Genomic DNA, 25,516 nt, shown 5'->3' with positions numbered 1-25,516 from the left:
ATGAGTGATCCGAACGGGCTGATCACACCCGGGCGGGCCGCCCCCGGGTTCACGCTGCCGACGGCGCCGGACGGGCGACAGGTGGGTCCCGGGCAGTTCCGGGGCCGTCCGGTGGTGCTGGCCTTCTATCCCGCCGACTGGTCACCGGTCTGCGGCGAGCAGATGGCCCTCTACCAGGCGGCCCTGCCCGAACTGGAGCGGTACGACGCGGTGCTGCTGGGCATCTCGGTGGACAGCGTCGACTCGCACCGGGCGTTCGCCGAGAGCCAGGGCATCCGGTTCCCGCTGCTCGCCGACTTCGAGCCCAAGGGCGAGGTGTCGCGCCGGTACGGCGCGTACGCGCCGCGTGGGCAGTCCGACCGGGCGCTCGTGGTGATCGACCCGGACGGCCGGGTGGCCTGGAGCCACCTGTCGCCGCCCGAGGTGAACCCGGGCGTGGACGGCATCCTCGACGCGCTGGAGCGGCTGGACGCGGATCGGCGGGTGAGCGCCCGATGACCACGCCACTTCAGGTCACCACCGCGCGGCTGCGGACCCCGGTGACCGAACACGACCATGTCCGCGGGCCGGCGGACGCGCCGGTCACGATCGTCGAGTACGGCGACTTCCAGTGCCGGTTCTGCGGCGCCGCGTACCCGAACCTGACCGAGGTGCTGCGCCAGCGGGCCGACGTGGTGCGGCTGGCGTACCGGCACTTCCCGATCGCCAACATCCACCCGTACGCGGAGAGCGCGGCGGAGACCGCCGAGGCGGCCGCCGCCCGGGGCCGGTTCTGGGAGATGTACGACTGGCTCTTCCAGCACCAGGACCAGCTCGACCCGGTGCACCTGTCGCTCGGCGTCGAGCAGATCGGACTGTCGCCGGACGAGATCGCCGCGGAGGTCGGCCGCCAGGAGTACGCCGACCGGGTGCGGCAGGACTTCGTCGACGGCATCCGCAGCGGCGTCAACGGCACCCCGACGCTGTTCGTCAACGGCGTCCGCCACGACGGCGGCTACGACCTGGCCGAACTGCTGACAGTGGTGGACGCCGCGGCCGACGCCTGAGTCAGATCAACCGCAGCTCGCGCGCCCGCCGGACGGCGTCCCGCCGGCGGGTCGCGTCGAGCTTGCGGTAGATGTTGCGCACGTGCGTCTTGACGGTGTTCACCGACAGCGACAGCTCGGCGGCGATCTCCACGTTGGACAGGATGCTCTGCAGGTACCGCAGGATGGTCAGCTCCCGTTCGGTGAGCGGCTCGTCCAGCCCGCGCGCCGGGCCGTCCGCCGGCCCGGTGACCGGCTGCGCGTCCGCGCCCCGGACCAGTTCGCTCACCGTGGCCCAGTACGCGGTTCCGGAGTCCAGGTGCGCGGCCAGCAGGTCCCGTACCCCCGGGTCGGTCCGGGTGAAGACGCGCCGGTAGCCGTCCGGCTCGGCGAGCGCCAGCACCTCCTCCAGCGCCCGCCCGGCCCGCCGGGCGTCCCCGGACCCCCCGGCCAGCACCGCGTCGAGCAGCCCGGCGCCCAGCCGCACCGGCAGCGGCCAGTCCGCCGCGCCGGGCCCGGCCCAGTCGGGCAGCGTCCGCTCGGCCGCGCGGGCGTCACCGGCGCGCAGCAGCAACCGGGCGGACGCCAGCGCCGGCGCCGGCCCGTCACCAGTGGCGTCGAGCAGCGCCCGGGCGCCGTCGGCGTCACCGGCCGCCGCGCGTACCTGCGCCTCCTCGGCGGCCAGCCACCCGCCCAGCTCCGCGCCGGGCGCGACCGCCCGCGCGCCGGCGAGTGTGCGCAGCGCGCCCGCCGGGTCGTCGCCGTCGGCCAGCAGCCCGGCCCGGCAGAGCGCGGCCAGCGCCGCTCCCCCCGGCTCCGCGGTGGCCGGACCGGCCAGCGCCAGGTGGGCCACGGCCTCCGCGGGCCGGTCCCGGTGCCAGGCCACGAGCGCCAGCGCCAGGTACGCGTAGCCGCAGTCCGCCCGCGCCGACCAGCCCTGGCAGGCCGGCATCGCCAGCGCCTCCCCGGCGAGTTCCTCGGCCGCCCGCAACGCGCCCCGGGCCGCCTCCAGCGCCGCCGACCGGCTGACGCAGAGCAGCTCGGTCCGCGGCCGCCCGGCCCGGCGCGCCGCCTCCCGCGCCTCGGCGAACCGGGTACGGGCTGCCGGCAGTTCCCCCTCGGCCAGCGCGACCAGCCCGTGCGCGGCGCCCGCCACCGCGCGTACATCGTCGCGCTCGGCCGACCCGGCACGCGGATCGGCCCCGGCGTCGGCAGCCGGGCCGGAAGCGGTGGCGAGCAGGCGGTCGGCGGCCTCGCGTACCCCCTGGTGGTTCCCGCCGAGCCGGGCCAGGCTCAGCTCCACGGCGGCGGCCAGCCGGCGGAACCGGTCGCGGCGCGGCGCGGGCAGGTCGTCGGCGTGGGCCAGCGCCCGCCGCAGCTGCCCGTCGGCGGCGGCCGGATCACCGGCGTACGCCCGCTCGGCGGCGGCGGCCAGCGCCAGCTCGGGATCCCGGCGGACCTGGTGCGCGGGCGGCTCCGGCGGGGCCGGCGCGGCGGCCGGCTCGTCCGGGGCCAGCTCGGGCCAGCGGCTGACCAGCAGCTCGGCGGCGGCGGTCCACTCACCGGCGGTCAGCGCGTGCCGTACCGCCTCGGCCGGCCGGTCATGGGCGGCGTACCAGTCCGCCGCCCGCCGGTGCAGCTCGCGCACCTCGTCGGCGGGCAGCCGGCCCAGTTCGTCCCGCAGCACGTCGGCCAGGAGCGGATGCGGCCGGTACCACTGCGGGTTGCCGCCGTCCTGGAGGAGGAAGCCGCCGTCCCGGGCCGCCTCGGCGAGCACCTGCCCGGCGTCGGCCCGCCCGGTCAGCGCGGCGGCGAGGTCGGCGCGGACCGCGACGGCCACCGCCACGCGGCGCAGGACGTCGCGGGTCGCCGGGCCCAGCGGGGCGAGCACCTCGTCCCGCAGGTACGCGGCGACGTCCGGCTGGTCACCGGCGAACCGGTCCACCGCGCGGGCCGGGTCGGTCCCGTCGGCCAGCGCGAGCGCGGCGAAGCGCAGCCCGGCGGGCCAGCCGGCGGTGCGCTCGGCCAGCCGGGGCACCGCCGGGGCGGGCACCGGCACGCCGTGCGCGACCAGCAGGTCGGCGACCTCGTCGGTGGTGAACGCCAGCTCGTCCGGGCCGATCAGCGTCAGTTCGCCGGCCAGCCGCCAGCGGTGCAGCGCCAGCGGCGGCTCGCGCCGCGCGCCGGCCACCAGCCGCAGCCGCCCGTCGGTGTGCTGGAGCAGGAACTCCAGCCCGGACAGCGCCGCCGGGTCGGTGACCCGGTGCAGGTCGTCGAGGACCAGCAGCACCGGCCGTTCCCGTCCGGCCAGCGCGGCGGCCAGCGACTCCAGTTGCTCCGGCCGGGGCGGGCCGTCCGGCACCGGTGGCGGTGGTCCCTCGTCCGGGTCGTCGACCGCGGCCGTCCGCAGGGCCGCCGCCAGGTAGCCCCAGAGCCGCCGTGCCGTGTCGCCCTCACCCACCGTCACCCAGGCCGGCGCCGGGCCGTCCCGCTCCGCCCGCGCCCAGGTGGACAACACAGCCGTCTTGCCCCAGCCGGCCGGCGCGAGCAGGAGCGTCACCGGCCCGCTCGCGCCCCGCTCCACCCGCTCCACCAGCCGGGGCCGCAGCAGACCCGGCTCGGGTGGCGGCGGCGGCGTCAACCGGGACGCCAGCAGCGGCGGGCCGCCCGGCAGCGGGCCACCGGCCAGGTCGGGCGAATCGATGCCGGCGGTACGCAGATCGGACGTACCGGTGATCTCGCTGGTGTCGTGCGGCGCGGCCACGAACCGGACCTGGTCGGCCTCCTCCGGCATGCATCCCTCCCCCTGTCGACGCGGGCAGCGGTTACCCGAACCGGGCCGGTTCACCCCTTCGGGGCGAACCCGGCTCACCCGCCCCTCGCCCACCCTGGAGGCACGCGGGCGGCCGGCCGGGCAGCGCCGGCCGCCCGAGGCCGGGACCTCGGGAGGTCAGGTGGCGCGGATCAGACGGCTGGCGGCGGGCGCGCTGGCGCTGGCGGCCGGCGGTGCGCGGAGGCTGGCCGATCGCCTGCCGCAGCGGGCCGCAACCGATCCACGGCCGGGGCGCTGGCAGAAGGTGACGGTGGCCGCCGAGCCCGAGCGGGTGCTCCCGGCCGGGCGGTGGCCCGAGCCGCTGCGCCGTCTCGACGGGGCGGTCGAGGTGTGGGCCCGCCCCGCGCCGGGCGGTCGCGGCACGGAGCTGGCGATCCGTCCGCTGGGCGGGGAGTGCACGTTGCCGGGGTTCGCCGCGCACCTGGTCGGTGACGACCCGGGCCGGTACCTGCGCCACGTGCTGCGGCAGACCAAGCAGCTCCTGGAGACCGGCGAGGTGCTGCGGGCGGACCGTTCGCCGCTGGAGCGGCCGGGGCCGGTGCGATGAGGGCGCTGTGCTGGGCCGGAGCCGACGCGGTGGAGGTACGCCGCGTCCCGGACCCGGAGCTGCGCAACGCCCAGGACATGATCGTGCGGGTGCGGCGCAGCATCACCTGCGGCGCGGACCTGCCGCTCCTGGACGGGCGGGTGCCCGAGGCGTCCGCCGGGGAGGTGCTCGGACGCGAGTTCCTCGGCGAGGTGGTCGAGGTCGGTACGGAGGTACGCCGGCACCGGGTCGCCGACCGGGTGGTGGTGGGCGCCGCGGTGGCCTGCGGGGCGTGCTGGTTCTGCCGGCAGGGGCTGCTCGCCTGCTGCGACAACGGCACGAGCGGCGTGACCGCCGAGCCGGAGTGGGGCCAGCCGTCAGCGGGCGGTTTCGGCCGGCCGGCCCGGCTGGGCGGGTTCGCCGGTGGCCACGCCGAGTTCGTCCGGGTGCCGTACGCGGACGTGGGCGCGTTCGCCGTACCGGAGTCGGTGAGCGACGACCGCGCGGTGTTCGCCGCCGACGCCGCGCCGGCCGGCTGGTACGGCGCGGAGCTGGGCGAGGTCGCCCCGGGCGACGTGGTGGCGGTGTGGGGCGCGGGCGCGGTCGGCCAGCTCACCGCCGGGGCGGCGGTGGCCCGGGGCGCGGACCGGGTGATCGTGGTCGACGACCGGGACGACCGGCTGAGCATGGTCGCCCGGCACGCCGAGGTGGAGGCGCTCAACCACAGGTACGTGGACGTGCTCGCCGAGCTGCGGGAGCGCAGCGGCGGCCGGGGCCCGGACGTCTGCGTCGACGCCTCCGGGGTGCCGGCCGAGCCGAACCGGTGGCCGCTGACCGAGGCGGTCGGCGGGGCGGCGCTGCGCGAGGCGGTGCACGCGTGCCGCAAGGGCGGCGTCGTGGTGGTGCTCGACGCCCGGCCCGGGGTGGTGGACCGGTTCCCGCTCGGCGCGCTCGCGGACAAGGGCCTCGCCGTCCGCGCGGCCCGGCGGCGGGGCGCGACGGCGATCCCGGAGCTGCTGGCCCGGATGGCCCGCGACGAGCTGGTCACCGAGCATCTGGCCACGCACCGGATGCCGCTGGAGCGCGGCGCCGACGGGTACGCGTTGTTCCGCGACCGGGCCGACGGATGCGTCCGGGTGGTCTTCACGCCGTGAAGGTGAACGCCGTGGATGGCACACTCGGCGGATGCGCGCAGACCGTCGGTACGACCTCGTCCTGTTCGGCGCCACCGGCTTCACCGGCGGGCTGACCGCCGAGTACCTGGCCCGGCACGCGCCGGAGCGGCTGCGCTGGGCGCTGGCCGGGCGTAACCCGGACAAGCTGGCCGCGGTGCGGGAGCGGCTCGCCGCGATCGACCCGGCCCTGGCCGAGCTGCCGCTGCTCACCGCCGACGTGACCGACCCGGCGTCGCTGCGCGCGGTGGCGGAGTGCGCCCGGGTGGTGGCCAGCACCGTCGGGCCGTACGTGCACCACGGCGAGCCGCTTGTGGCCGCGTGCGCCGCGGCCGGCACCGACTACCTCGACATCACCGGTGAGCCGGAGTTCGTGGACCGGATGTACGTGCGGCACCACGCCGAGGCGGTACGCACCGGGGCCCGCCTGGTGCACGCCTGCGGCTTCGACTCGATCCCGCACGACCTGGGCGTCTGGTACACGGTCAAGCAACTGCCCGCAGACGGGCCGATCGCCGTGGACGGGTACGTGCGGGCCGGTGGCCGGTTCTCCGCCGGCACGTACCACTCGGCGCTCACCGCGTTCTCCCGTACCGGTGAGACGAGCCGCGCGGCGCGGGCGCGGCGGGCGATGGAGCCGAAGCCCGACGGGCGCCGGGTCCGCGCGGTGCCGGGCAAGGTCGGCCGGGTACGCGAGTTCGGCCAGTGGGCGGTGCCCCTGCCCACCATCGACCCGCAGGTGGTCCGCCGGTCCGCGGCGGCCCGCCCGGAGTACGGCCCGGACTTCCGCTACCGGCACTTCGCCGCGCTGAAGCGGCTGCCTACGGTGCTCGTCGCAGGTGTCGGGCTGGCCGGTGTGATGGGGCTGGTGAAGGTGGCGCCGACGCGGCGCTGGCTGCTCGGACGGCTCGCCTCCGGGCAGGGCCCGACCGCCGAGCAGCGGGCCAAGTCGTGGTTCCGGGTGCGGTTCGTGGGCACCGGTGGCGACCGCCGGGTGGTGACCGAGGTGGCCGGCGGCGACCCGGGCTACGACGAGACGGCCAAGATGCTCGCCGAGTCGGCGCTCTGCCTGGCCTTCGACGACCTGCCGGAGACCGCCGGGCAGGTCACGCCGGTCGCGGCGATGGGCGACGCGCTGCTGGACCGGCTGGTACGCGCGGGCATCACGTTCCGCACGCTGCCGGCGTGAGGTTGACCCTCGACCCGCTTGAGGTCACAGGATGACGGCCGTGGAGAGCGAGCTTCGCAGCATCGGCGAGCTGGCCCGGGCCAGTGGCCTGACGGTCAGCGCGCTGCGGTTCTACGACCGTTCCGGGGTGCTGGCCCCGGCCCGGGTGGACCCGGTGACCGGCTACCGCTGGTACACCGAGGAGCAGGTGGACCCGGCCCGGCTGGTGGCCGGGCTGCGCCGGGTCGGGATGCCGCTGGCCGGCATCGCCGAGGCGCTGCGGAACCGGCACCGGCCGGCCGAGGTGCACCGGCTGCTGGACGCGCACCTGCGCCGCCTGGAGGACGGCCTGGCCGACGCGCGTCGCGAGCTCTCCCGGATCCGTTGCCTGATCGACCCGGAGGAGCCCACAGTGACCACCCGCCTCGCGCTGGCCCGCACCGACCTGGCCGCCGCCGTGGACGCCGTACGCTTCGCCGTCGGCGCCGACCCCGAGCTGCCGGTCCTGTCCGGCGTGCTGCTGGAGGTCGCCCTCGACGGGGTGCACCTGATCGCCACCGACCGGCACCGGCTCGCCGTGGCCCGGGTCGCCGGCACCGTCGACGGCCCGCCGGTGAGCGTGCTGCTGCCGGTGGCCGCCGTCGACGAGCTGCGGGCGCTGCTGGACGCTGCCGGCTCGGTGTCGGGCCCCGACGGCTCGGACGTCGCCGAGGTCGTCGTCGCTCCCGGCCGGGTGACCGTCACGGTGGCGGGCCGGCCGCTGACCGCCGTACCGCTGCCGTACGACTTCCCGGACTACCGCCGGCTGCTGCGCGCGCAGCTCGGTGACGTACCCGCGTACCGGATCCCGGTCGACGGCGCGGCGCTGCGCGCGGCGCTCACCGCCGACGGCGTCCCGGTCTGCCACCGCGCGCACGAGGGCGTCGAGCACGAGGTGGTGGCGCTCGGCCTGGACGGCCGCGGCGAGTTGCGCCTTGTCGACCCGGCCGGCGCGGCCGGCGCTGACGCGCTTCGGGTTGGGGTGAACCGGGAGTACCTGCTGGACGCGCTGGGGTCCGGCGACGGCCAGCTCGTGCTGGAGCTGGACGGCCCGATCACTCCGCTGGCCGTGCGACGGACCGACGACGCGCACGCCTTCTCGGTCCTGATGCCGGTACGCCTCTGACGCTCAGCGCTCCCGGGCCTCCGTCACCCGGCCTCCGCCACCCGGGCTCCGCCAGGCCCCGACGGAAGACGTCAGTGACTGTGCGTGATGCGAACGCTCCCCCGGGATGTTTGCCCTTCGCGGACTTTGCTCTGCAACCATCCGCGCGACGCTGACGCTGCGTCGAACGCCGCGTCGGTGGCTGCAGAGCAAAGTCGCCGAAGGGGCACACCCGCCCGAAGGCGAATCCGTCAGATTGACCAGGTCAGCACGCCGACCAGCGGACGCGGGTCGGAGCGGGCACCAGCGCACCGTCACGGACTGTGAGTACACCCCTCCGACAGCACCACCGTCACGCGCCGTCACCGAAACGGGCCCCGTGGCGGCGGGCTGTGCGGGCCGGGCCGGGGCGACGGGGGCGCGACGGTAGCATCTGGAGGTCCCACCTGACTGCCTGGACGGAGGCGTACGAGCAGCATGCTCGACATGGAGTTGATCCGGAAGGATCGCGAGGCGGTGGCGACCGCGCTGGCGAAGCGTCTGGATCCTGCCGAGGTCACCCGGACGCTGGACGACATCCAGCGGCTCGACCAGGAACGACGCGCCCTGATCACGGAGATCGACGCCGAGCGGCAGCGCCGCAAGGCCGAGGCGCGGGCGTACGCGGAGGCGAAACGGTCCGGCGGCACGCCGCAGCCGGTCGCCCCGGAGGCCGAGCGCAAGCAGCTCGCGGAGCTGGAGTCCCAGCTCGACGAGGTGCAGTCCCGGCTCCGCGCGGTGATGAGCGAGCTGCCGAACCTGCCCGCCGACGACGTGGTCGCCGGGGGCAAGGAGGCCAACCGGGTGGTGCGGACGTTCGGCGAGGCGCCGGCCATCGAGAAGGTACGCGACCACGTGGAGCTGAGCCGCGCGCTCGGCCTGGTCGACCACGAGCGGGGCGTGAAGCTCGGCGGCTCGGGCTTCTGGATGTACACCGGTCTGGGCGCCCGGCTGGAGTGGGCGCTGGTGAACTGGCTGATCGAGCAGAACATCCAGGCCGGCTACGAGTTCCTGCTCCCGCCGCACCTGCTGCTGGACAGCGCCGGTTACGCGGCCGGGCAGTTCCCGAAGTTCCACGACGACGTCTACCACATCGACAAGCAGTCGTCCTCGCGCGGCCAGTTCCTGCTGCCCACGGCGGAGACGGCGATCCTCGGCGCGTACCAGGACGAGATCCTGGAGACGCCGAAGCTGCCGCTGAAGGCGTTCGCGTACACGCCCTGCTACCGGCGCGAGGCGGCCGGTTCGCACTCCGACGAGCGCGGCACGGTGCGCGGCCACCAGTTCAACAAGGTGGAGATCTTCCAGTTCACGCTGCCGGAGCAGGCGGGCGCGGCGCTGGAGGCGATGGTCGGGCACGTCGAGGGCCTGGTCGGCAAGCTGGGTCTGCACTTCCAGACCAGCCTGCTGGCCGCCGGTGACGCCAGCGCCTCGATGAAGAAGACGCTCGACGTCGAGGTGTGGATGCCGAGCACCGGCAAGTACAAGGAGGTGTCGTCGGTCTCCTGGGCCGGTGACTACCAGGCGCGCCGGGCGGCGATCCGCTACCGCGAGCCGGGCGCGAAGCAGACCCGTTTCGTGCACACGCTCAACGGCTCGGCGCTGGCCACCAGCCGCCTGTTCCCGGCCATCCTGGAGCAGCACCAGCAGCCCGACGGCTCGGTGGTGGTCCCGGAGGTCCTGCGCGACAAGCTCGGCACCGACCGCCTCACCCCGCGCTGACCCGCTCCCCCGCCGCCGTCCCCGCCCCTTCCCCGCGATCTTGCACTTCCGGCCCGCGAGAAGTCCGCTTCACCCCTTCCGCCCGGGCCCCAACCGCAAGATCGCGGGAGAGAGAGCGGGGACGGCGGCGGGTGAGGAGCACGGCGGCCAGGAGCAAGGCCGCGAGGACCGCGGGGCCCAGAGTGTCGACGGCGTTCACCAGGGTCTGCTGAAGACCAGCCGCGGCGCGGATCACCGGGTCGGTGAAGGCGTCGTACCGGCCCTCGGCGAGGCGCACCTCGTACCAGCCGTACCAGGCGACGTAGCCGCCCGCGACCACGAGCACCAGGCCGCTCAGACGCGGCGCCCAGGCGCCCGCGCCGCGTAGTCGCGCCACGACCCGGCCGCGCAGCAGCGCCACGGCGAGCGCGGCCACCCCGACCACGAGCGCCATGCCCAGCGCGTACGCGCCGAACAGCGCCAGCCCGCGCAGCGGCGACCCGGCCCGCATGCTGGTCACCACGATCGCCAGGAACGGCGCTATCGCGCAGCTCAGCGACGTGAGCGCGTACGCCGCGCCGAACAGCACCATGGACGGCCAGGTGCGGGTGAGCCGGGGCGCGACGCGCAGCGGGCGCGGGGCGGGCAGCCGCTTGCCGGCGAGCAGCCAGCACCCGGCCAGCGCCAGCAGCACGCCGAGCGTCACCGTCAGCCACGGCAGCCGAGGGCGCAACCAGTCGGCGGCCGGTGCCACGGCCAGCCCGAACGCGCCGAACACCAGCACGTACCCGAGCGTGAGCGCGGCCGTCGCGGTGAGCGCGCGGCCGACCGCGCCGCGCCCGGCGTCGGGCCCGGCGACGAGCAGTGACAGGTACGCGGGCAGCATCGCGAAGCCGCACGGGTTGACCGCGCCGAGCATGCCCGCGGTCAGGGCGAGCAGCAGCGCGCCGGTCATCCCCGGGCCAGCGTCTCGACCTGCCGGGTGAGCGCCTCACCGTCCAGGAATCCCTGGTGGACGACCCGGCCGGTCCGGTCCAGGACGACGAACGTGCTCTGCTCGGTCACCTTGAAACGGCGCCACAGCGCGCCGTTGCGGTCGTCGATCTGGGTCGTGTCGCCCAGGTCGAACTCGGTGACGAAGTCCTTCATCGCCTTCTGCTCGCCGAGCCCGGCGACGCCGACGATCGGGACCGTGTCCCGGTAGGCGGGGGCGATCTCGGCGACCGTCCACGCCTGGCTGGCGCAGGTGGCGCACCAGGGCGCCCAGAACCAGAGCAGCACCGGCCGCCCGGCCAGGGCGGCGGCGGAGAACGCCGTACCGTCGAGGGTCTTGCCGGTGAACGTCAGCGTGGCCGGCACCGCGGCCGGTGGCGCGGACGTCGGCCCGCCCGGCGTCGCGGCGGGGGACGCGACGTCCGGGGGCGCGGCGGCGGGGGCCGCGGGTGCCACCGCCCCGGCCTCGGGCCCGGCCGCGCAGCCGGTGGCGAGCGTGGCGGCGAGTACGACGGCGGCGGTCACACGAACGGCGGTACGCATCGGCGGCTCCTGGGTTCTACTCGGCCCGGACCAGGCGAAGCGCGAGTTCGGGACAGACCTTTACCGCCTTGAGCGCGCCTTCGCGCAGCCACGTCGGCACCGGGGTGGGCGGGAACGCCGGGTAGCCGTTGCCGTCGAGCCGGATGAAGTCCGGCACCACGTGCGCGCAGAGCCCGTGGCCGTCGCAGCGGGACCAGTCGAGCGTGAGCTTCTGCGGGTTGGCGTCGGGCGCGCCGGGCAGGCCCATCATGCCCTTGACCCGCTTGCCGCAGCCCTCGCCGGTGGCGTGCAGCCGCAGGTCGTCGGCGAACACCTCCATGGCGGACAGCGCGAACCGGGCGGTGCCGTCCGGGTGGCTGCACGCGCCGCGTCCCTTGACGTCCCCGGCCGCGGCGCGGACCAGCTCGACCGGGGCGCTGCCGGAGACCGCGAGGTCGACCGAGCGGGCCAGGTCGGGCAGGCCCATCTTGCACGGGCCGCACTGCCCGGCGGACTCACCGGCCAGGTACCGCACGACCTGGGCGGCCTCGCCGAGCGGGCAGGTGTCGGCGCCGAGCGGCACGATGATGCCGGCGCCGAGCGTGCCGCCGACGGCGGTGAGCCCCTTGCGGGACACCTCGGCCCGGTCCGCCGCCGCCGCAGTGATCCACTTGCCGTGGTAGCCGCCCATCAGGATGCCCGGGCCGGGCGGCACCTCGCACAGGTCGAGGATCTCGCGCAGCGGGGTGCCCGCGGCGCACTCCACCACGGCGGGCCGCTTCGCCGACCCGGTGACGGTGAGCAGCACGGTGCCGGGCTCGTCGTCGGTGCCGAGCGCGGCGTACTCGTACGGGCCGATCCGGGCGGCGACGGCGAGCTGGGAGTACGTCTCGGCGTTCGACAGCAGGGTGGGCAGCCCGCCGACGCCGGAGTCGCTGGAGCGCTTCTTGGTGCCGGGCGGGATGTGCGGCAGGCCGTTGATGCCGTTGACAAGCGCGCCGCCCTCGCCGGAGATGAACCGGTGCGGCACCGTGACGATAGTGGTGGGCACCGGCATCCGGCGTTCCTGCAGCGCCTCGGCCAGCGAGGGCCGGCCCACGTCGTCGTCGGCGACGCCGATGACGATCTCCTCCGCGTCCAGCGCGAACGCGGCCAGCGCGGCGCCGTCCAGGATCAGGTGCGGGGCGCGGGTGAGCAGCACCTTGTCCTTCCAGCTCGCCGGTTCCCCCTCGGTGGCGTTGACGACGACCACGGCGGAGAGGTCCTGCCGCTCGCAGGACTCCAGCACCGCGCGCAGCTTGCGGGCGAACGGGAAGCCCGCGCCGCCCTTGCCCTTGAGGTCGATGGCTTCGGCGAGCCGCAGCAGCGCCGCCGGTTCCATCGGGCCGATCGGGCCGTGCACCTCCTCGTGGGCGAGCAGGTCGAGCCGGCCGAACTCGGCGAACCCGGCGGTCAGGCGGGGCTCGCCGACGCAGGCGACCGGTGGGACCGTGGTCTGCCGCGTCACCGGGCCTCACCCCGCAGCCCGGCCCAGTACGCCCCGTCGACCGCGTCCGCGTCGGCCCGCTTGCGCCGGCCGGACCGGCTGTCCTTGCCGGCCCGCATGGCGCGACGGGAGGCGAGGTCGACGAGCGTCGGGGTGTCGTCCACGAACGCCTCGTCGGCGTCGTAGCGGGCCGGCGGGCGCCAGTAGTCCGGCTCCTCCGGCACGTCCTCCTCGTCCCGGTAGCGCCGGCCGGATCCGCTGAGCGGCTGCGCCGACATCGGGCTGCCGGAGATCGGCCCGGCCGAGATCGGCTCACCGGAGACCGGGCGGGTCTCCCAGCGGCGCGGGCTGTCCCACGGCTCCTCCGGCTCGCTGCCGGCACGCGGCGGCGCGGAGTAGCGGGCCACCTCGGCCGGGGTGGCGTACCGGCTGCTGTCCGGCGGGGCGGAGTGGCGGCCACCGGTGTCCGGGGGCGCGGAGTGGCGGCCACCGCTCTCCGGCGGGGCCGAGTACCGGGCGGCGACGTCCTCGTCGGCCCGGGAGCGGCGACCGACCCGTTCCTCGTCGGTCCGGGACCGGCGGCTCACCCGCTCCTCGTCGGTGCGGGACCGGCGGCCCGCCGGCTCCTCCTCGGACCGGCGACGACGGCGGGAGCGTTCACTGTCGGACCGGCGTGCCGGCACCAGTTCCTCGTCCCGGTCGAAGAGGACCGGCTCGCGCTCCTCCTCGCGTACCCGGGTGGCGACCCGCTCCTCGTCGCGGCGGCGGGCGGACGCGCGGACCGGTTCCCGCAGCGACCCGGGTTCCGGCACCACGGGTACGGCGAACCGCTCGGGGTCGCGCCGCCGGGCGGTGCCGGCCGGCGCGGTCCAGGTGGCGGTGGCCTCGGCCCAGCGGCCCCGGCCGGCGCCGCTGTCCTCCTTGGCGGTGTCCTTCTTGCGGGTGAGCACGGCGAACACGCCGGTCCGCTCCTCGGCCTTGCCGGCCATGGCCTTGTTGAGCGCGGCGGCCTGGTGCTGTTCCCGGCTGCGCTTGCCCAGGTGGACGGAGAGCCGCACCATCAGCGCCAGCACCACGGCCAGCACGCAGGCGAGGTAGCTGAGCAGCACCCAGGTCGCCGCGGGACGGCCGGCGTTGAGGCCGTGCACCAGCGCGAACGGCCAGGACACGTAGGCCATCGAGTGCAGCGCCCGCCAGAACCACTTGGGACCGACGCCGGCGAACCGGACCCGGACGATTCCGGTCCAGAGCACGCCCACCATCAGCAGCGCGGCGACGGTGCCCAGTCCGACGTAGAGGCCGGCGCCGCCGATGAACGGCACCACCGCGTCGGTGGGGCCGGCCCGGCCGATCGCCACCTTGGTGATGACGTGGAAGACCAGTCCGGCCACGCCGAGCACGCCGGTGGCGCGGTGCGCGGACTGGAGCAGCACGCGGTGCCGGATGAGCAGCACGAGGCGGTCGGTGGCGAGCAGGCCCAGCATGACGGTGATGCTGAGCGCGACCAGGGCGACCACCCCGGCGAAGAACTCGGTGAAGAAGAATCCGTACGAGTACATGAGCCCGCCGGCGCCGGCCAGCTCCACTCCGGCCCACGCGAGGCCGAGTGCGGAAGCGGTCAGCGCCGCGATCGCGGACTTCGACATGGTCCGGGCACCACGGCTGCTGGTGGTGGTCCGGACGGTCGTCGTCTTCTCGTTCTGCTGTGCCCGGGCCATCTGCTCCTCGATCGTCTCGCGGCGGCGCCCCCACCGGCCGACCCTGCTCCCCACTCAGGTACGGAGCGACGGCGCGGACGGATCACCTCCGGTGGCGAATTTCTCGGCCGGTTTTTCGAACCGTCCGGTCCGGACGCGCGTGTAGCGCCTGACGCAACGACGAATGCCCATACGTTGACAGTCCTTGCAACATTCTCGTAACCTTGCCGCAAAATTTCAGCGCGGGCTGCAAGAAGCCAGCACTGAGACAGGCTCCACTCCCCCGCATCCCCCGCACCCCGCAGGAGTCCTGATGCATCGACGCCGATTCCGCGCCGCGGCGCTCGCCCTGGGCCTGGCCGCCAGCCTGCTCGTCCCGATCACGGCGGCGGCTCCCCCGGCCACCGCCGCCACCCCGGGCGCCAAGAAGGTCATCGTCCAGCTCTTCGAGTGGAACTGGACGTCGGTGGCCGCCGAGTGCACCAGCACGCTGGGCCCGAAGGGCTACGGCTACGTGCAGGTGTCCCCGCCCCAGGAGCACGTCAACAGCAACCAGTGGTGGGTGTCGTACCAGCCGGTCAGCTACCGGATCGAGTCCCGCAAGGGCACGCGCGCGCAGTTCCAGTCCATGGTGAACACGTGCCATGCGGCGGGCGTGAAGGTGATCGTCGACGCCGTGGTCAACCACATGTCCGGGCAGGAGAACGGCGGCACCGGCTGGGCCGGCTCGTCGTACGGCCACTACAACTATCCCGGCATCTACTCGGCGCAGGACTTCCACTACTGCGGGCGCAACGGCAACAACGACATCGCCAACTACAACGACCGGTACGAGGTGCAGAACTGCGAGCTGGTCAACCTCGCCGACCTCAAGACCGAGTCGGAGTACGTGCGCGGCCGGCTCGCCGCGTACCTCAACGACCTGCTCTCCCTCGGCGTCGACGGGTTCCGCCTGGACGGCAGCAAGCACATGCCGGCCGCCGACATCGCCGCGATCAAGGCCAAGCTGAACCGCAGCGCGTACCTGGTGCAGGAGGTCATCTACGGCGCGGGCGAGCCGATCCAGCCGGCCGAGTACACCGGCAACGGTGACGTGCACGAGTTCCGGTACGGCAAGGACCTGGCCCGGATGTTCAACAACGAGCGGCTGGCGTACCTGAAGAACTTCGGTGAGTCCTGGGGCTACCTGTCGAGCGCGAAGGCGGTGGTCTTCACCGACAACCACGACACCCAGCGCGAGGGCGGCGTGCTCACCTACCGCGACCGCGGCACGTACGCGCTGGCCAACGCGTTCATGCTGGCCTGGCCGTACGGCACCCCGGCGGTGATGTCGAGCTTCACCTACAGCGGCCGGGACCAGGGCCCGCCCGCCGACGGCAGCAACCGGATCACCAACGTCACCTGCTACTCGGGCTGGGAGTGCGAGCACCGCTGGCCGGTCATCGCCAACATGGTCGGCTTCCGCAACGCCACCGAGGGCGCCGGGGTCTCCAACTGGTACGACAACGGCTACCAGCACATCGCGTTCAGCCGTACCGGCAAGGGCTACCTGACGATCAACGACGAGGGCAGCGCGGTGAACGGCCGCTCGTACTACACCGGGTTGCCGGCCGGCCGCTACTGCGACGTCGTCCACGGCACGTTCAGCAACGGCTCGTGCAGCGGTCCGGTGATCACGGTGGACTCGTCCGGCTGGTTCGCCGCGAACGTCCCCGCGCACGACGCGATCGCCATCCACATCGGCGCGAAGCTCAGCTGAGCCACCCGGGCCGCGAAGCCCCCGTACCCGTAGTACCGGGTACGGGGGCTTCCGGTCGGTTACAGTCAGTTTCGTGCTGTTCGACCGGTTTGCCGCGCGCCGACCTCCCGGTTGGCTGATCGCCGCGCTCGCCGTACCGCTGCTGCTCGTCACCGCGCTGCTGGTCGGCCGCGCGCTCACCGCCACGCCCGCGCAGCCGTCCGCGCCGGTCGTCGCCGCGCCCACTACCACGACCGCCGCGCCGAGCCCGTCGCCGTACGAGTCGGTGCCGCCCGCCGCGCCCCCGCCGGACGACCTGCCGGTGGTCACCTACGATCCGGCGCCGCGCGGCTTCCCGCCCGACCCGGATCCGGCCGACACCCGCCCGCTGAGCGAAGGGCTGCGCCCGAACCGGAACGTGGCCGCGTACGACGCGCCGGGCGGCCGTCCGCTGGCCTTCCTCGCGCCGACCATCAACGGCGTACGGCTCACCGTGCCGATCGTCGAACGCCGCTCCGGCTGGACCGCGGTGCTGCTCCCGTCGGCCAACCGCACCATCGCCTGGCTGCCCTCGGGCGGCTGGACCACCGTGGCGTTGCGCGACCAGATCGTGGTGGAACGGCGCACCCACCGGCTCACCTGGAGCCGGGACGGGCGCGCGATGCGCACCTGGCCGGTCAGCCTCGGCATGTCCGGGCAGCTCACCCCGCTGGGCCGCACGTTCGTGCTGGGCCGCACCCCGCCTCCGGAGGCCGTCTACGGCGGCGTCGACATATTCGCCCTCGGCGCGATCCCGGACGACCCGGGTGCGGTGCCGACCGGGCTGCGCGGCGCCCACATCGGACTGCACAGCTGGTACAACGACGACACGCTCGGCAAGAACGTCACGAACGGCTGCATCCGGCTGACCCGCAGCGCCCAGCGCCTGCTGCTGACCGAGGTCGAGCCGGGCACCGCCTTCGTCGTGGTGGACCGCCTGCCCTGACCGGGCTCAGCCCAGCAGCCAGCCGTTGGCCTCGGCCACCCGCACCGCGTCGGCCCGGTTGCGGGCGCCGGTCTTGCCGATGGCTGCGGAAAGATGATTGCGTACGGTCCCCTCGGACAGGTGCAACGTCGCCGCCAGCTCCGCCACCGTGCCGCCGCCGCGCGCCGTACGCAGCACCTCGGTCTCCCGCTCGGTGAGCGGGCTCGGCCCGGTGGCGAGCGTCTCGGCGGCGAGCGCCGGGTCGACCACCCGCAGCCCGGCGTGCACCCGGCGGACCGCGTCGGCGAGCTGCCGGGCCGGGGTGTCCTTGACCACGAAGCCGTTCGCGCCCGCCTCCATCGCCCGGCGCAGGTAGCCGGGCCGCCCGAACGTGGTCACCACGAGCACCCGGCAGGACGGCAGCGCGGCCCGCAGCGCGGCGGTCGCGGCCACCCCGTCCAGGCCCGGCATCTCCACGTCGAGCAGCGCCACGTCCGGGCCGGCGCGCAGCGCCTCCGGCACCACCTCGTCGCCGCGGCTCACCTCGGCCACCACAGTCAGGTCCGGCTCCAGCGACAGCAGCGCTGCGAGCGCGCCCCGGACCAGCGCCTGGTCGTCGGCGAGCAGCAGCCTGATCGGCTCGGTCACGGGCGCGTCCCTCCGTCCGGATCCGCCGCGGGCACCGTCACCCGGAGCAGGAAGCCACGCCCGTCGTCCGGCCGCGCCACCGTCACCGTCACCGTCGCGTCCAGCCGCCGGGCCCGCTCCCGCAGCCCGGCCAGCCCGTGCCCGGCCGGGCCATGCTGGTCCGCCGGGCCCCGGCCGTCGTCGCGTACCTCCACCGCCAACGGTTCCACCCGGATGACGCAGTGGCGGGCGTCGCTGTGCCGCACCACGTTCGTCACCCCCTCGCGGACCGCCCAGCCGAACAGCTCGTCGCGGTCCGCCGGCAGCGGCGGCACCGACTCCGGCAGCTCCGCGACGACGCCCGCGGCGGTCAGCGCCGACCGCGCGCCGGCCAGTTCGGAGGCCAGATCCACCCCGCGGTACGCCCCGACGGTGCTCCGCACGTCCGCCAGCGCCTCCCGGGCCAGCCGCTCGATGTCGGCGACCTCGGTGGCGGCGCGGGCCGGGTCCAGCTCCAGCAGCCGGCCGGCCAGTTCGGCCTTGACCGCCACCACGGTGAGCGAGTGCCCGAGGATGTCGTGCAGGTCCCGGGCGGCGCGGGCGCGTTCCTCGGCCACCGCCAGCCGGCGGATCTCCTGCTGCGCGGCCTGGAGTTCGCCGTTGCGCTGGGCCAGCCGGCTCACCCCGAACATCGCGAACGAGGCGAGCAGCACCGCGAAGACGAGCGTGCTCTCGTGCTCCCAGCCGGGCACCAGACGCGCGGTCACCGGCGGCGCCGCCGCGGCCAGCACCACCACCACCAGCGCCTCTGCCGACGGCAGCAGGAACACCGCGGCTGCCCCGACGAAGACCAGTGTGGTCAGCCAGTCGCCGCCGGTGCCGGGGATCCCGGCCAGCCCGAGCGCGAGCAGCACGGCGATCAGCAGCCGGGCCCGGCCGGGCGGCACCGGCCGATGGCGCTGCCGTCGGCCCCGGGCCCATTCGAAGATCAACACGTACGCCACGGCGAACGCGACGAGCGCGCCGATCCCGACCAGCCGCCGCCACAGTTGCGGCTGGTGCAGTGCGGTGCCGAGCGGGATGTTGAGGAAGAACAGCCAGACCGCCGCCAGCAGCCAGCCGGTGAACCGCCAGTGGCGGTTCACCGGCCGGGCCGGACCGGGCGGCGACGTCACGCCGACCACGCTAGACCCCGCTCAGACACGGGTGGTGTCCCGGCGGAACAGCCGGGCCGCGCCGAGGCCGAAGAACACGGTCCAGGCGGTCACGTTCGCCACCGCCGCCCAGTCCACCCCGGTGCCGGTCAGCGGCGCGCGGGCGAGCTGACCGACCCCGTACACCGGGGTGAACTTGGCGATCTGCCGCATCACGTCGGGCAGCAGCTCCAGCGGGACGAACAGGCCGCCCAGCATGGCCAGGATCGCCAGCGCCGGGCCCATGAACTGCATGACGTTCTCGGCCGGGGCGAGGTAGCCGACGAACAGCCCGAACGCGGCGAACACGAGCGCGCCGACCCAGGCGGTCAGGCCGGACTCGACCCAGACGTGGGCCGGCAGCCGCACTCCGGAGGCCGCGCCGACGGCGAACTCCACGAGTACGCCGAGCAGGCCGAGCACCATCGCGGTGGCCACCTTCGTCGCCACGTACGCGGCGGGGCGCAGCGGAGTGAGCCGCAGTTGCCGGCTCCAGCCCAGCGCGCGTTCGGTGGCGACGGCCGCGCCGGCGCTGGTGGTGGCGACCATCGCCGCGTACACGGCCAGGCTGATCATGATCCAGCCGGTGACCGGCAGCCCGTTGTCCAGCTTCTCCCCGCGCGTGGGCAGCCCGAACAGCAGGAAGAACACGGCCGGCATGACGAGGATGAACAGCAGCGTACGGCGGTTGCGCAGCACCCGGCGTATCTCGATGGCGAGCACCGGCGCGCAGAACCCGCCGAGCATGGGCGGCCGGCGGTCGACGGCGCGGGCGGTGGTGGACGAGGTCGTGGCGGTCATGGCGAGGCTCCCCGGTTCAGGCGGTCAGGGTGAGGAAGGCGTCCTCGAGGTTGCGTGAGGTGATCTCCAGGTCCCGGGCGTCCGTGCGGGTCAGCAGGTGCCGGGCGACCACATCGGAGTCCCCGGTGTGCACGAGGACCGCGTCGCCGCGTACCTCGACCGAGCGGACGCCCGGCAGCGCGGCGAGCGCGGCCTGGTCGGCGCCGGGCAGCGTCGCCCGCACCACCCGCCCGGCGGCAAGGTTCTTGATCTCGGCGGTGGTGCCGTCGGCGACCACGCGGCCCTGGCGGATCAGCACGATCCGGTCCGCGTACGCGTCGGCTTCGTCCAGGTAGTGGGTGGCGAACAGGACGGTCCGGCCGGAGCGGGCGTCGGCCCGGATCGCCTGCCAGAAGTCGCGCCGGCCCTCGACGTCCATGCCGGTGGTCGGCTCGTCCAGCACCATCAGGTCCGGGTCGGGCAGCAGCGCGAGCGCGAACCGCAGGCGCTGCTGCTGACCGCCCGAGCACTTGCCCACCGCCCGGTCGGCGATCCCGGCGATGCCGGCGCGCTCCAGCACCTCCGCCACCGGCCGGGTGTGGCCGTAGAAGTGCGCGGTCATCCGTACCGTCTCGGCGACGGTGAGGTCCTTGAGCAGGCCGCCGGTCTGCATCACGGCGGCGACCCGGCCGTGCCGGACGGCGTCGGCCGGCTCGCCGCCGAAGAGGCGGACCGTGCCGGCGTCCGGGCGGGCCAGCCCGAGCAGCATGTCGACGGTGGTGGTCTTGCCGGCGCCGTTGGGGCCGAGGAACGCCACCACCTCACCGGCGGCGATCCGCAGGTCGAGCCCGTCGACGGCGGTCACCGGGCCGAAGGTCTTGGTGAGTCCGGCCAGGTCCACGGCCGGTGCGGAATCGGTCATGTCCCGATGCTCCGGCGTGCGGTGTCCGGTTCCCCGGAGCGGCAGTCACCTTCCGGCCGTGACATTTGTCAGGCGGTCACGCCGCCGACGCCGGACGCTCTGGGGCCGATCAGGCCGTCGCGCCGCCGTCGATCGCGATCGACGCGCCGGTGACGTGCCGTCCGCCGGGGCCTACCAGGTGACTGACAGTCGCCGCCACGTCGTCCGGGGTCGCGTACCGGCCGAGGGCGATGTGCGACCGCTGCCCGTCCGCGCCCGCGCTGTCCGCCGGGTTCATGTCGGTGTCGGTCGAGCCGGGCAGGATCAGGTTGACGGTGATCCCACGCGGACCGAGTTCGCGGGCGAGCGCCCGGGTCAGCCCGTTCACGGCGCTCTTGGTCATCGCGTACGCGCTCACCCCCGGTGCCGGGACGCGGCTGGCGAAGCTGCTGCCGATGTTGACGATCCGCCCGCCCGCGCCCATGTGGCGTACCGCCGCCTGGGTGGCGAGGTAGACCCCGCGCACGTTCACCGCGATCGCCCGGTCCAGGGCGTCGAGGCTGACCGACTCGATCGGCCCACCCGCGAACACGCCGGCGTTGTTGACCAGGATGTCCAGCCGCCCCAACTCGGCGACGGTCCGGTCCACTGCGCCGATCACGGCCGTCGCGTCGGCGCTGTCCGCGTTGATCGCCAGGCCGGTCCGCCCGTACGCCTCGATCTCGGCCACCACGGACTTCGCGCTGTCCTGCGCGGTGCGGTAGGTGAACGCGACGTGGATGCCGTCCTCGGCCAGCCGGCGCACGACGGCGGCGCCGATACCCCGGCTCCCGCCCGTCACCAGGGCAACCCTGTCGGCAAGTCTGACCGTCATGTCGTCATCCTGACAGTCGACTCAGGACGCTGATCATCCGGGTCAGCCGTCAATTCCTGTCCGGCCGGTCAGGCAGGATTGCCGGCGCCCAGTCCGGGTACGCGCGGGCCGTCCAGCGGCGAAACGGGGAGGCGGACATGAGCGCACCGACGGGACGGGTCGACACGATCGTGCTCATCCACGGGCTCTGGATGACCTCGCGGAGCTGGGAGCACTGGGCGCAGCGGTACTCAGCGCGCGGCTTCCAGGTGCTCACGCCCGCCTGGCCCGGGATGGACCGCGAGGTGGAGGAGCTGCGGGCCGACCCGGCCCCGATCGCCGCGCAGCGCATCGCCGACATCGCCGACCACTACGCGGCGATCGTCAGGGACCTGCCGCGCCCGCCGATCATCATGGGCCACTCGTTCGGCGGCCTGATCGCCCAGTTGCTGGCGGACCGCCGCCTCGGCGCCGCGGTGGTCGCCGTGCACCCCGCGCCGGTACGGGGTGTGCTCAAGCTGCCGCCCAGCACGCTGCGGTCCGGATATTCGATCCTGCACAACCCGGCCAACCGGCACCGCGCCGTGCCGTTCACGCCGGAGGACTTCCGGTACGCCTTCGGCAACACCATCAGCCAGCAGGAGTCCGACGCCGCCTGGGAGCGGTACGCCGTACCGGGCGCTGGGCACGTGCTGTTCGAGGCCGCGTTCGCCAACCTGGACCCGAACTCCGCCACCGAGATCGACAAGAAGCGCAGCGACCGCGCCCCGCTGCTGATCACCGCGGGCGGCGAGGACCACGTGGTGCCCGCAACCTTGGCCAGCTCGATCGCCAACCTCTACCGGAGTTCGACGGCGCTCACCGGCTACCGGGAGTTCCCCGGCCGGTCGCACTTCGTCGGCGGCGAACCGGGCTGGGAGGAGGAGGCGGACTACGCGCTGGAGTGGGCGGTCGAGGCGGCGAACGAGTATTCCCCGACAGTGGTCGCCGAGGCCCCGCGACGGCGTTGACCCACGGAGATATCAAGATCAGCGAAAATTGATATCATCACCTCGTTCGAGTGCTCGGACGAGGAGGCGCACGTGTCCCGGACCATCCTTGACGTCGACGACGACCTCCTGGCCGAGGCCGCCGAGATCCTCGGTACCGGCACCAAGAAGGCCACCGTCAACGCCGCGCTGCAGGAAGTGGTCAACCGGGAGAAGCGCCGGGAGTTCGCCGACTGGCTCAAGAGCGGCGGCCTGCCGGACCTCACCGACCCGCAGCAGGCGTCGAAGCCCGAAGCGGCATGACGCGGGAGCGCTACCTTCTCGACAAGTCGGCGCTCGCCAGGTGGCCGAAGCCCGCCGTGGCACCCGTCCTGGACGAGTTGTCCGAGCGCGGTCTGCTGGCGGTCTGCGGGGCGGTCGAGATCGAGGTGGTGCACAGCGCCCGCTCGGCCAAGGACGCGCAGCGCGCTCGATGGCTGCTTCGCGGCTTCGACTGGCTCGCCATGCCGGACGACATCTGGGATCGTGCGATCGACGTCCAGGTGCAGGCGCTGCACAAGGGCAACCACCGCGCGCTTTCGATGGCCGATCTGCTGATCGCCGCCACCGCCGAACGGCATGGCGTGACCGTTCTGCACTACGACGGCGACTTCGACCTGATCACCGCGATCACCGGCCAGCCGACGACGTGGGTCGTCCCGGCCGGAAAGGCCGACTGACCGACTACGGTCCTCATTCCCAGGAGTCGGAGATGTCGAGGACCTCGAGGTCGGGCGGGGCCGCCGCCGCTACCGTCCCGACGTCCCGTGTGACCAGGTAGCACCGGTAGAGCACGGCGGTGGCGATCGCGTGGGCCACGTCGAGCGGCACCTTGCGGCTCGCCGCGATCCGGGCCACCCGCCGGCTGGTCGGACCGTCGTATACCGCGATCCGGATGTCCCGGTCCGTGTCGAGGAGCAGGTCGAGCAGATCGGCGGCCGGAGTACCCGCTACCTGAAGCTGCGCCTGCCCCAGGCAGAGCGCCGGGATCCACACCTCCTGCTCGGGATCCTCCTGCGCGAGGGTCAGCAGCGCACCCGGCTCGACGCTGTCCCCAGCGGCGTACGCGAGCAGTGCGGACGTGTCCAGGACGAGCCCGTTCACGCGGCAGCCGCCCCGTCACCGTCCCCGAACTGGCGTAGCCACTCCATGTTCCGATCGTGTTGCTCGTCGGTGATCGGCGGCTGTTGTGCCAGCCTCCGGCGAGCCCGCTCGACGTCCTCGTCGGTCACCACATAGCCGTGCTCAGCCCATCGGGCACGCAGACCGTCCGCTCGCATCTTCCGCCGGAGCACGTCGGCGATGAAGCCGGACGTCGTGCCCTGCGACCGCTCGACGTACTCGGCCACGTCGTCGGGCAGGCTGATCGTGATGCGCCGCGTCATACTCTCACCATAGCTCGTGCATACTCCGCTTTCGGTGCGGCACGCGGTGCCGGTCGAGCGGGTGCTCATCGCGGCCGGAACCGCCGGGAGCACTCACCGTCGTGTCCGGGCCGGAGCAGACACCGCTGCCCACCGGGCAGCAACCGGTCGCAGAACACCCAGTGGCGGACGTTCTGGTCGTCCTCCGCCGAGACCGTGGTGCCGCCGGGCTCGGTCTGCGGCAGGACGTGCGACCAGTGCGCCACCACCCGGGCCAGCCGCTGAGCGGAGAGCAGGTCGTTGACGACGACCGGCAGGTGGATCACCCATCGCTCGGTCACCTGTCGTACCCCCGTTCGTTGCGGGCCCGGGCCTGCTCCGACTGCCAGCGACGCAGCGCGTTCTTGATCCGGTCTGTCTCCCGGCGGCTCTGCGCCAGCGCGTCGTAGACGACGGCCAGGTCACCGGCGACGCGGTCGAGGAACTCCCGCACCTCCTGCGGATCGAGCCCACGCCGGCCCAGCTGGGTCGTCCGGAAGCTCCGCTCACGGACCTGCCACGGACGCAGGGGCTGGTAGGTGGACGAGCGGTAGCAGGTCGATCCGAGGACCGACCGCCGGCGACGCCGGACACGCCGGAGGAAGACGCGCATGACAGGACCTGCCCCTCACCGTCGAGATCGAACTGTGGAAGGGCGGGCCCACCGGCCCGCCCCGCACCGGCGGACCCACCCCGGCACCTGCCACCGCAGCCTTCGACCAGCAGTACGTCAGCAGGGCACAACGCGTGGCCCAGGTCGACACCCGATGACCCAGCCGATCCGGCCACTCACTCATCGTGCAGTGGACCGCACCCTTTGCGCAACTCCCGATTCGGGATGATGTCATTGCGAAGCTCGTCCGCTTCCGCCACACTGACCGGCATGACTGGAAGCCCGACCGTCCGACGTCGACGCCTGGCCGCTGCCCTCCGTCGCCTCCGTGAGCAGACCGGCATGACCGCCGACCAGGCCGCCAAGGAGGTGGGGATCTCGAAGTCGGCGATCAGCCGCATCGAGAACGCCCAGGTGTCCGTCATGCCGCCGGTCGCCCGTGGACTTCTTGAGCTGTACGGGGTGGAAGGCGACGAGGTGGACGCACTCGTCCAGGTCGCCCGCGATGCCCGCAAGCGCGGCTGGTGGCAGGCGTACGACGACGTGCTGCCGGACTGGTTCGAGGTCTACGTCGGGCTGGAGGCCGAGGCCTCCGAGATCCGCGCGTTCGAGCCGCAACTGGTTCCGGGTCTACTCCAGACCGCCGACTACGCCCGCGCGGTCATCCGCGCCGAGCACCCGGACGCCCCGAACGACGAGGTGGACCGGCGGGTGGAGTTGCGCATGCGGCGACAGGACACCGAGACTCCGCCGAAGCTCTGGGTGGTACTGGACGAAGCCGCACTACGGCGGCCGGTCGGCGGCGCGGAGCTGTTCGCGGCGCAGTTGCGGCGACTGGCCGAGGAGGCCGACCGACCTGGCCGCACCATTCAGATCCTGACCTTCGGCGCGGGCGAGTACGGGTCGATGGGCAGTGCCTTCAGCGTGCTGGCCTTCCCCGAGCCGGCCGATCCGGGGGTCGTCTACGTCGAGACCCGCGCGGGTAGCCTCTACCTCGAAGGCCAACAGGTCAGGGAGTACAGCCGCGTCTTCGAGCACCTGGTCGCCACGGCGGCCGGCGCCCGCGAGTCGCACGACCTGATCCTGGGGGCGATCGACGAGCTATGAGAG

At 74.3% G+C, this 25,516-nt stretch carries 27 protein-coding genes; 13 read left to right on the top strand and 14 right to left on the bottom strand.

Annotated elements, in window-relative coordinates:
- The gene (locus O7542_RS02840; RefSeq protein WP_281605654.1) at positions 1–498 is read left to right on the top strand and encodes a redoxin domain-containing protein; all 498 of its coding nucleotides are present in this window, start codon (positions 1–3) and stop codon (positions 496–498) included.
- Complete coding sequence (locus O7542_RS02835) at positions 495–1,046, top strand: thioredoxin domain-containing protein (RefSeq protein ID WP_281605653.1); 552 nt, start codon at positions 495–497, stop codon at positions 1,044–1,046. Before O7542_RS02840 ends, O7542_RS02835 begins: the two co-directional genes overlap by 4 nt.
- A 1-nt stretch (position 1,047) precedes the next feature.
- Here O7542_RS02835 and O7542_RS02830 read toward each other — a convergent pair whose 3' ends face one another.
- Complete coding sequence (locus O7542_RS02830; RefSeq protein WP_281605652.1) at positions 1,048–3,819, bottom strand: LuxR C-terminal-related transcriptional regulator; 2,772 nt, start codon at positions 3,817–3,819, stop codon at positions 1,048–1,050.
- 199 nt (positions 3,820–4,018) lie between these two features.
- Here O7542_RS02830 and O7542_RS02825 point away from each other — a divergent pair, with 199 nt between their 5' ends.
- From O7542_RS02825 to serS, 5 genes are all read left to right on the top strand, one after another.
- Positions 4,019–4,405: a hypothetical protein gene (locus O7542_RS02825; protein ID WP_231915630.1), complete on the top strand. Its 387-nt coding sequence runs from the start codon at positions 4,019–4,021 to the stop codon at positions 4,403–4,405.
- Positions 4,402–5,538, top strand: a complete 1,137-nt coding sequence (locus O7542_RS02820) for an alcohol dehydrogenase catalytic domain-containing protein (RefSeq protein ID WP_281605651.1) — start codon at positions 4,402–4,404, stop codon at positions 5,536–5,538. Before O7542_RS02825 ends, O7542_RS02820 begins: the two co-directional genes overlap by 4 nt.
- A gap of 31 nt (positions 5,539–5,569) precedes the next feature.
- A complete protein-coding gene (locus tag O7542_RS02815) occupies positions 5,570–6,745 on the top strand; it encodes a saccharopine dehydrogenase NADP-binding domain-containing protein (RefSeq protein WP_210888207.1) in 1,176 nt (391 codons plus the stop codon).
- 31 nt (positions 6,746–6,776) lie between these two features.
- Positions 6,777–7,889, top strand: coding sequence for a MerR family transcriptional regulator (locus tag O7542_RS02810; RefSeq protein ID WP_281605650.1), 1,113 nt, complete (start codon positions 6,777–6,779; stop codon positions 7,887–7,889).
- A 456-nt stretch (positions 7,890–8,345) separates the two neighbouring features.
- Positions 8,346–9,629 carry a serine--tRNA ligase gene (gene serS / locus O7542_RS02805; RefSeq protein WP_043329159.1) on the top strand — a complete coding sequence of 428 codons (1,284 nt, stop codon included), beginning with the start codon at positions 8,346–8,348 and terminating at the stop codon, positions 9,627–9,629.
- Here the strand turns inward: serS and O7542_RS02800 are convergent.
- The 4 genes from O7542_RS02800 to O7542_RS02785 are packed head-to-tail and all read right to left on the bottom strand — an operon-like array spanning position 9,616 to position 14,381.
- Positions 9,616–10,563, bottom strand: coding sequence for a cytochrome c biogenesis CcdA family protein (locus tag O7542_RS02800; protein WP_281605649.1), 948 nt, complete (start codon positions 10,561–10,563; stop codon positions 9,616–9,618). The two genes, serS and O7542_RS02800, sit on opposite strands and share 14 nt — an antisense overlap.
- Positions 10,560–11,144: a redoxin family protein gene (locus tag O7542_RS02795; protein ID WP_069088906.1), complete on the bottom strand. Its 585-nt coding sequence runs from the start codon at positions 11,142–11,144 to the stop codon at positions 10,560–10,562. The genes O7542_RS02800 and O7542_RS02795 overlap by 4 nt, the downstream gene beginning before the upstream one ends.
- Before the next feature lie 16 nt (positions 11,145–11,160).
- On the bottom strand, positions 11,161–12,630 hold the full coding sequence (locus tag O7542_RS02790; RefSeq protein WP_104113021.1) for an NADH-quinone oxidoreductase subunit NuoF family protein: 1,470 nt from the start codon (positions 12,628–12,630) through the stop codon (positions 11,161–11,163).
- A complete protein-coding gene (locus O7542_RS02785) occupies positions 12,627–14,381 on the bottom strand; it encodes a hypothetical protein (protein WP_233607678.1) in 1,755 nt (584 codons plus the stop codon). Before O7542_RS02785 ends, O7542_RS02790 begins: the two co-directional genes overlap by 4 nt.
- Positions 14,382–14,619: 238 nt before the next feature.
- On the opposite strand from O7542_RS02785, the gene O7542_RS02780 reads away from it, so the two are divergent.
- Together O7542_RS02780 and O7542_RS02775 are read left to right on the top strand one after the other, a co-directional pair.
- On the top strand, positions 14,620–16,065 hold the full coding sequence (locus O7542_RS02780; protein WP_281605648.1) for an alpha-amylase family protein: 1,446 nt from the start codon (positions 14,620–14,622) through the stop codon (positions 16,063–16,065).
- 73 nt (positions 16,066–16,138) lie between these two features.
- Positions 16,139–17,029: a L,D-transpeptidase gene (locus tag O7542_RS02775; RefSeq protein ID WP_281605647.1), complete on the top strand. Its 891-nt coding sequence runs from the start codon at positions 16,139–16,141 to the stop codon at positions 17,027–17,029.
- Positions 17,030–17,035: 6 nt separating this feature from the next.
- On the opposite strand, the gene O7542_RS02770 is transcribed toward O7542_RS02775, so the two are convergent.
- The 5 genes from O7542_RS02770 to O7542_RS02750 all read right to left on the bottom strand — a co-directional run bounded on the left by O7542_RS02770 (position 17,036) and on the right by O7542_RS02750 (position 21,383).
- Positions 17,036–17,656 carry a response regulator transcription factor gene (locus O7542_RS02770; RefSeq protein ID WP_064448212.1) on the bottom strand — a complete coding sequence of 207 codons (621 nt, stop codon included), beginning with the start codon at positions 17,654–17,656 and terminating at the stop codon, positions 17,036–17,038.
- The gene (locus O7542_RS02765) at positions 17,653–18,810 is read right to left on the bottom strand and encodes a histidine kinase (protein ID WP_281605646.1); all 1,158 of its coding nucleotides are present in this window, start codon (positions 18,808–18,810) and stop codon (positions 17,653–17,655) included. Before O7542_RS02765 ends, O7542_RS02770 begins: the two co-directional genes overlap by 4 nt.
- A 21-nt stretch (positions 18,811–18,831) precedes the next feature.
- Positions 18,832–19,629 carry an ABC transporter permease gene (locus O7542_RS02760; protein ID WP_281605645.1) on the bottom strand — a complete coding sequence of 266 codons (798 nt, stop codon included), beginning with the start codon at positions 19,627–19,629 and terminating at the stop codon, positions 18,832–18,834.
- Positions 19,630–19,645: 16 nt separating this feature from the next.
- The gene (locus tag O7542_RS02755; protein WP_043329147.1) at positions 19,646–20,530 is read right to left on the bottom strand and encodes an ABC transporter ATP-binding protein; all 885 of its coding nucleotides are present in this window, start codon (positions 20,528–20,530) and stop codon (positions 19,646–19,648) included.
- A gap of 109 nt (positions 20,531–20,639) precedes the next feature.
- Complete coding sequence (locus O7542_RS02750) at positions 20,640–21,383, bottom strand: SDR family oxidoreductase (RefSeq protein WP_166456689.1); 744 nt, start codon at positions 21,381–21,383, stop codon at positions 20,640–20,642.
- A gap of 137 nt (positions 21,384–21,520) precedes the next feature.
- Between O7542_RS02750 and O7542_RS02745 the strand changes: the two genes are divergently transcribed.
- The 3 genes from O7542_RS02745 to O7542_RS02735 all read left to right on the top strand — a co-directional run bounded on the left by O7542_RS02745 (position 21,521) and on the right by O7542_RS02735 (position 23,070).
- On the top strand, positions 21,521–22,372 hold the full coding sequence (locus O7542_RS02745) for an alpha/beta fold hydrolase (RefSeq protein WP_274479186.1): 852 nt from the start codon (positions 21,521–21,523) through the stop codon (positions 22,370–22,372).
- A 72-nt stretch (positions 22,373–22,444) separates the two neighbouring features.
- The gene (locus O7542_RS02740) at positions 22,445–22,654 is read left to right on the top strand and encodes a type II toxin-antitoxin system VapB family antitoxin (protein WP_043329142.1); all 210 of its coding nucleotides are present in this window, start codon (positions 22,445–22,447) and stop codon (positions 22,652–22,654) included.
- Positions 22,651–23,070, top strand: a complete 420-nt coding sequence (locus tag O7542_RS02735) for a PIN domain nuclease (protein WP_064448209.1) — start codon at positions 22,651–22,653, stop codon at positions 23,068–23,070. Before O7542_RS02740 ends, O7542_RS02735 begins: the two co-directional genes overlap by 4 nt.
- A 13-nt stretch (positions 23,071–23,083) precedes the next feature.
- Here the strand turns inward: O7542_RS02735 and O7542_RS02730 are convergent, their stop codons facing one another.
- The 4 genes from O7542_RS02730 to O7542_RS02715 form a co-directional block, all read right to left on the bottom strand.
- Positions 23,084–23,494, bottom strand: coding sequence for a PIN domain-containing protein (locus O7542_RS02730; protein ID WP_043329139.1), 411 nt, complete (start codon positions 23,492–23,494; stop codon positions 23,084–23,086).
- Positions 23,491–23,775 (bottom strand): hypothetical protein, encoded by a 285-nt coding sequence (locus O7542_RS02725; RefSeq protein WP_121685563.1) that lies wholly within the window; start codon positions 23,773–23,775, stop codon positions 23,491–23,493. Before O7542_RS02725 ends, O7542_RS02730 begins: the two co-directional genes overlap by 4 nt.
- A 65-nt stretch (positions 23,776–23,840) precedes the next feature.
- Positions 23,841–24,095, bottom strand: a complete 255-nt coding sequence (locus O7542_RS02720; protein ID WP_069088895.1) for a hypothetical protein — start codon at positions 24,093–24,095, stop codon at positions 23,841–23,843.
- Positions 24,092–24,406 carry a DivIVA domain-containing protein gene (locus O7542_RS02715; RefSeq protein WP_043329134.1) on the bottom strand — a complete coding sequence of 105 codons (315 nt, stop codon included), beginning with the start codon at positions 24,404–24,406 and terminating at the stop codon, positions 24,092–24,094. Before O7542_RS02715 ends, O7542_RS02720 begins: the two co-directional genes overlap by 4 nt.
- Positions 24,407–24,676: 270 nt before the next feature.
- On the opposite strand from O7542_RS02715, the gene O7542_RS02710 reads away from it, so the two are divergent.
- Complete coding sequence (locus tag O7542_RS02710) at positions 24,677–25,513, top strand: helix-turn-helix transcriptional regulator (protein ID WP_281605644.1); 837 nt, start codon at positions 24,677–24,679, stop codon at positions 25,511–25,513.
- The last annotated feature ends 3 nt before the right edge of the window (positions 25,514–25,516 follow it).

This window comes from Micromonospora sp. WMMC264 (assembly GCF_027497275.1).
In the GTDB taxonomy this organism is placed as follows: domain Bacteria; phylum Actinomycetota; class Actinomycetes; order Mycobacteriales; family Micromonosporaceae; genus Micromonospora; species Micromonospora chalcea.
The sequence above is the reverse complement of the archived record's forward strand: the minus strand, read 5'-3'. Positions and strand labels throughout refer to the sequence as shown.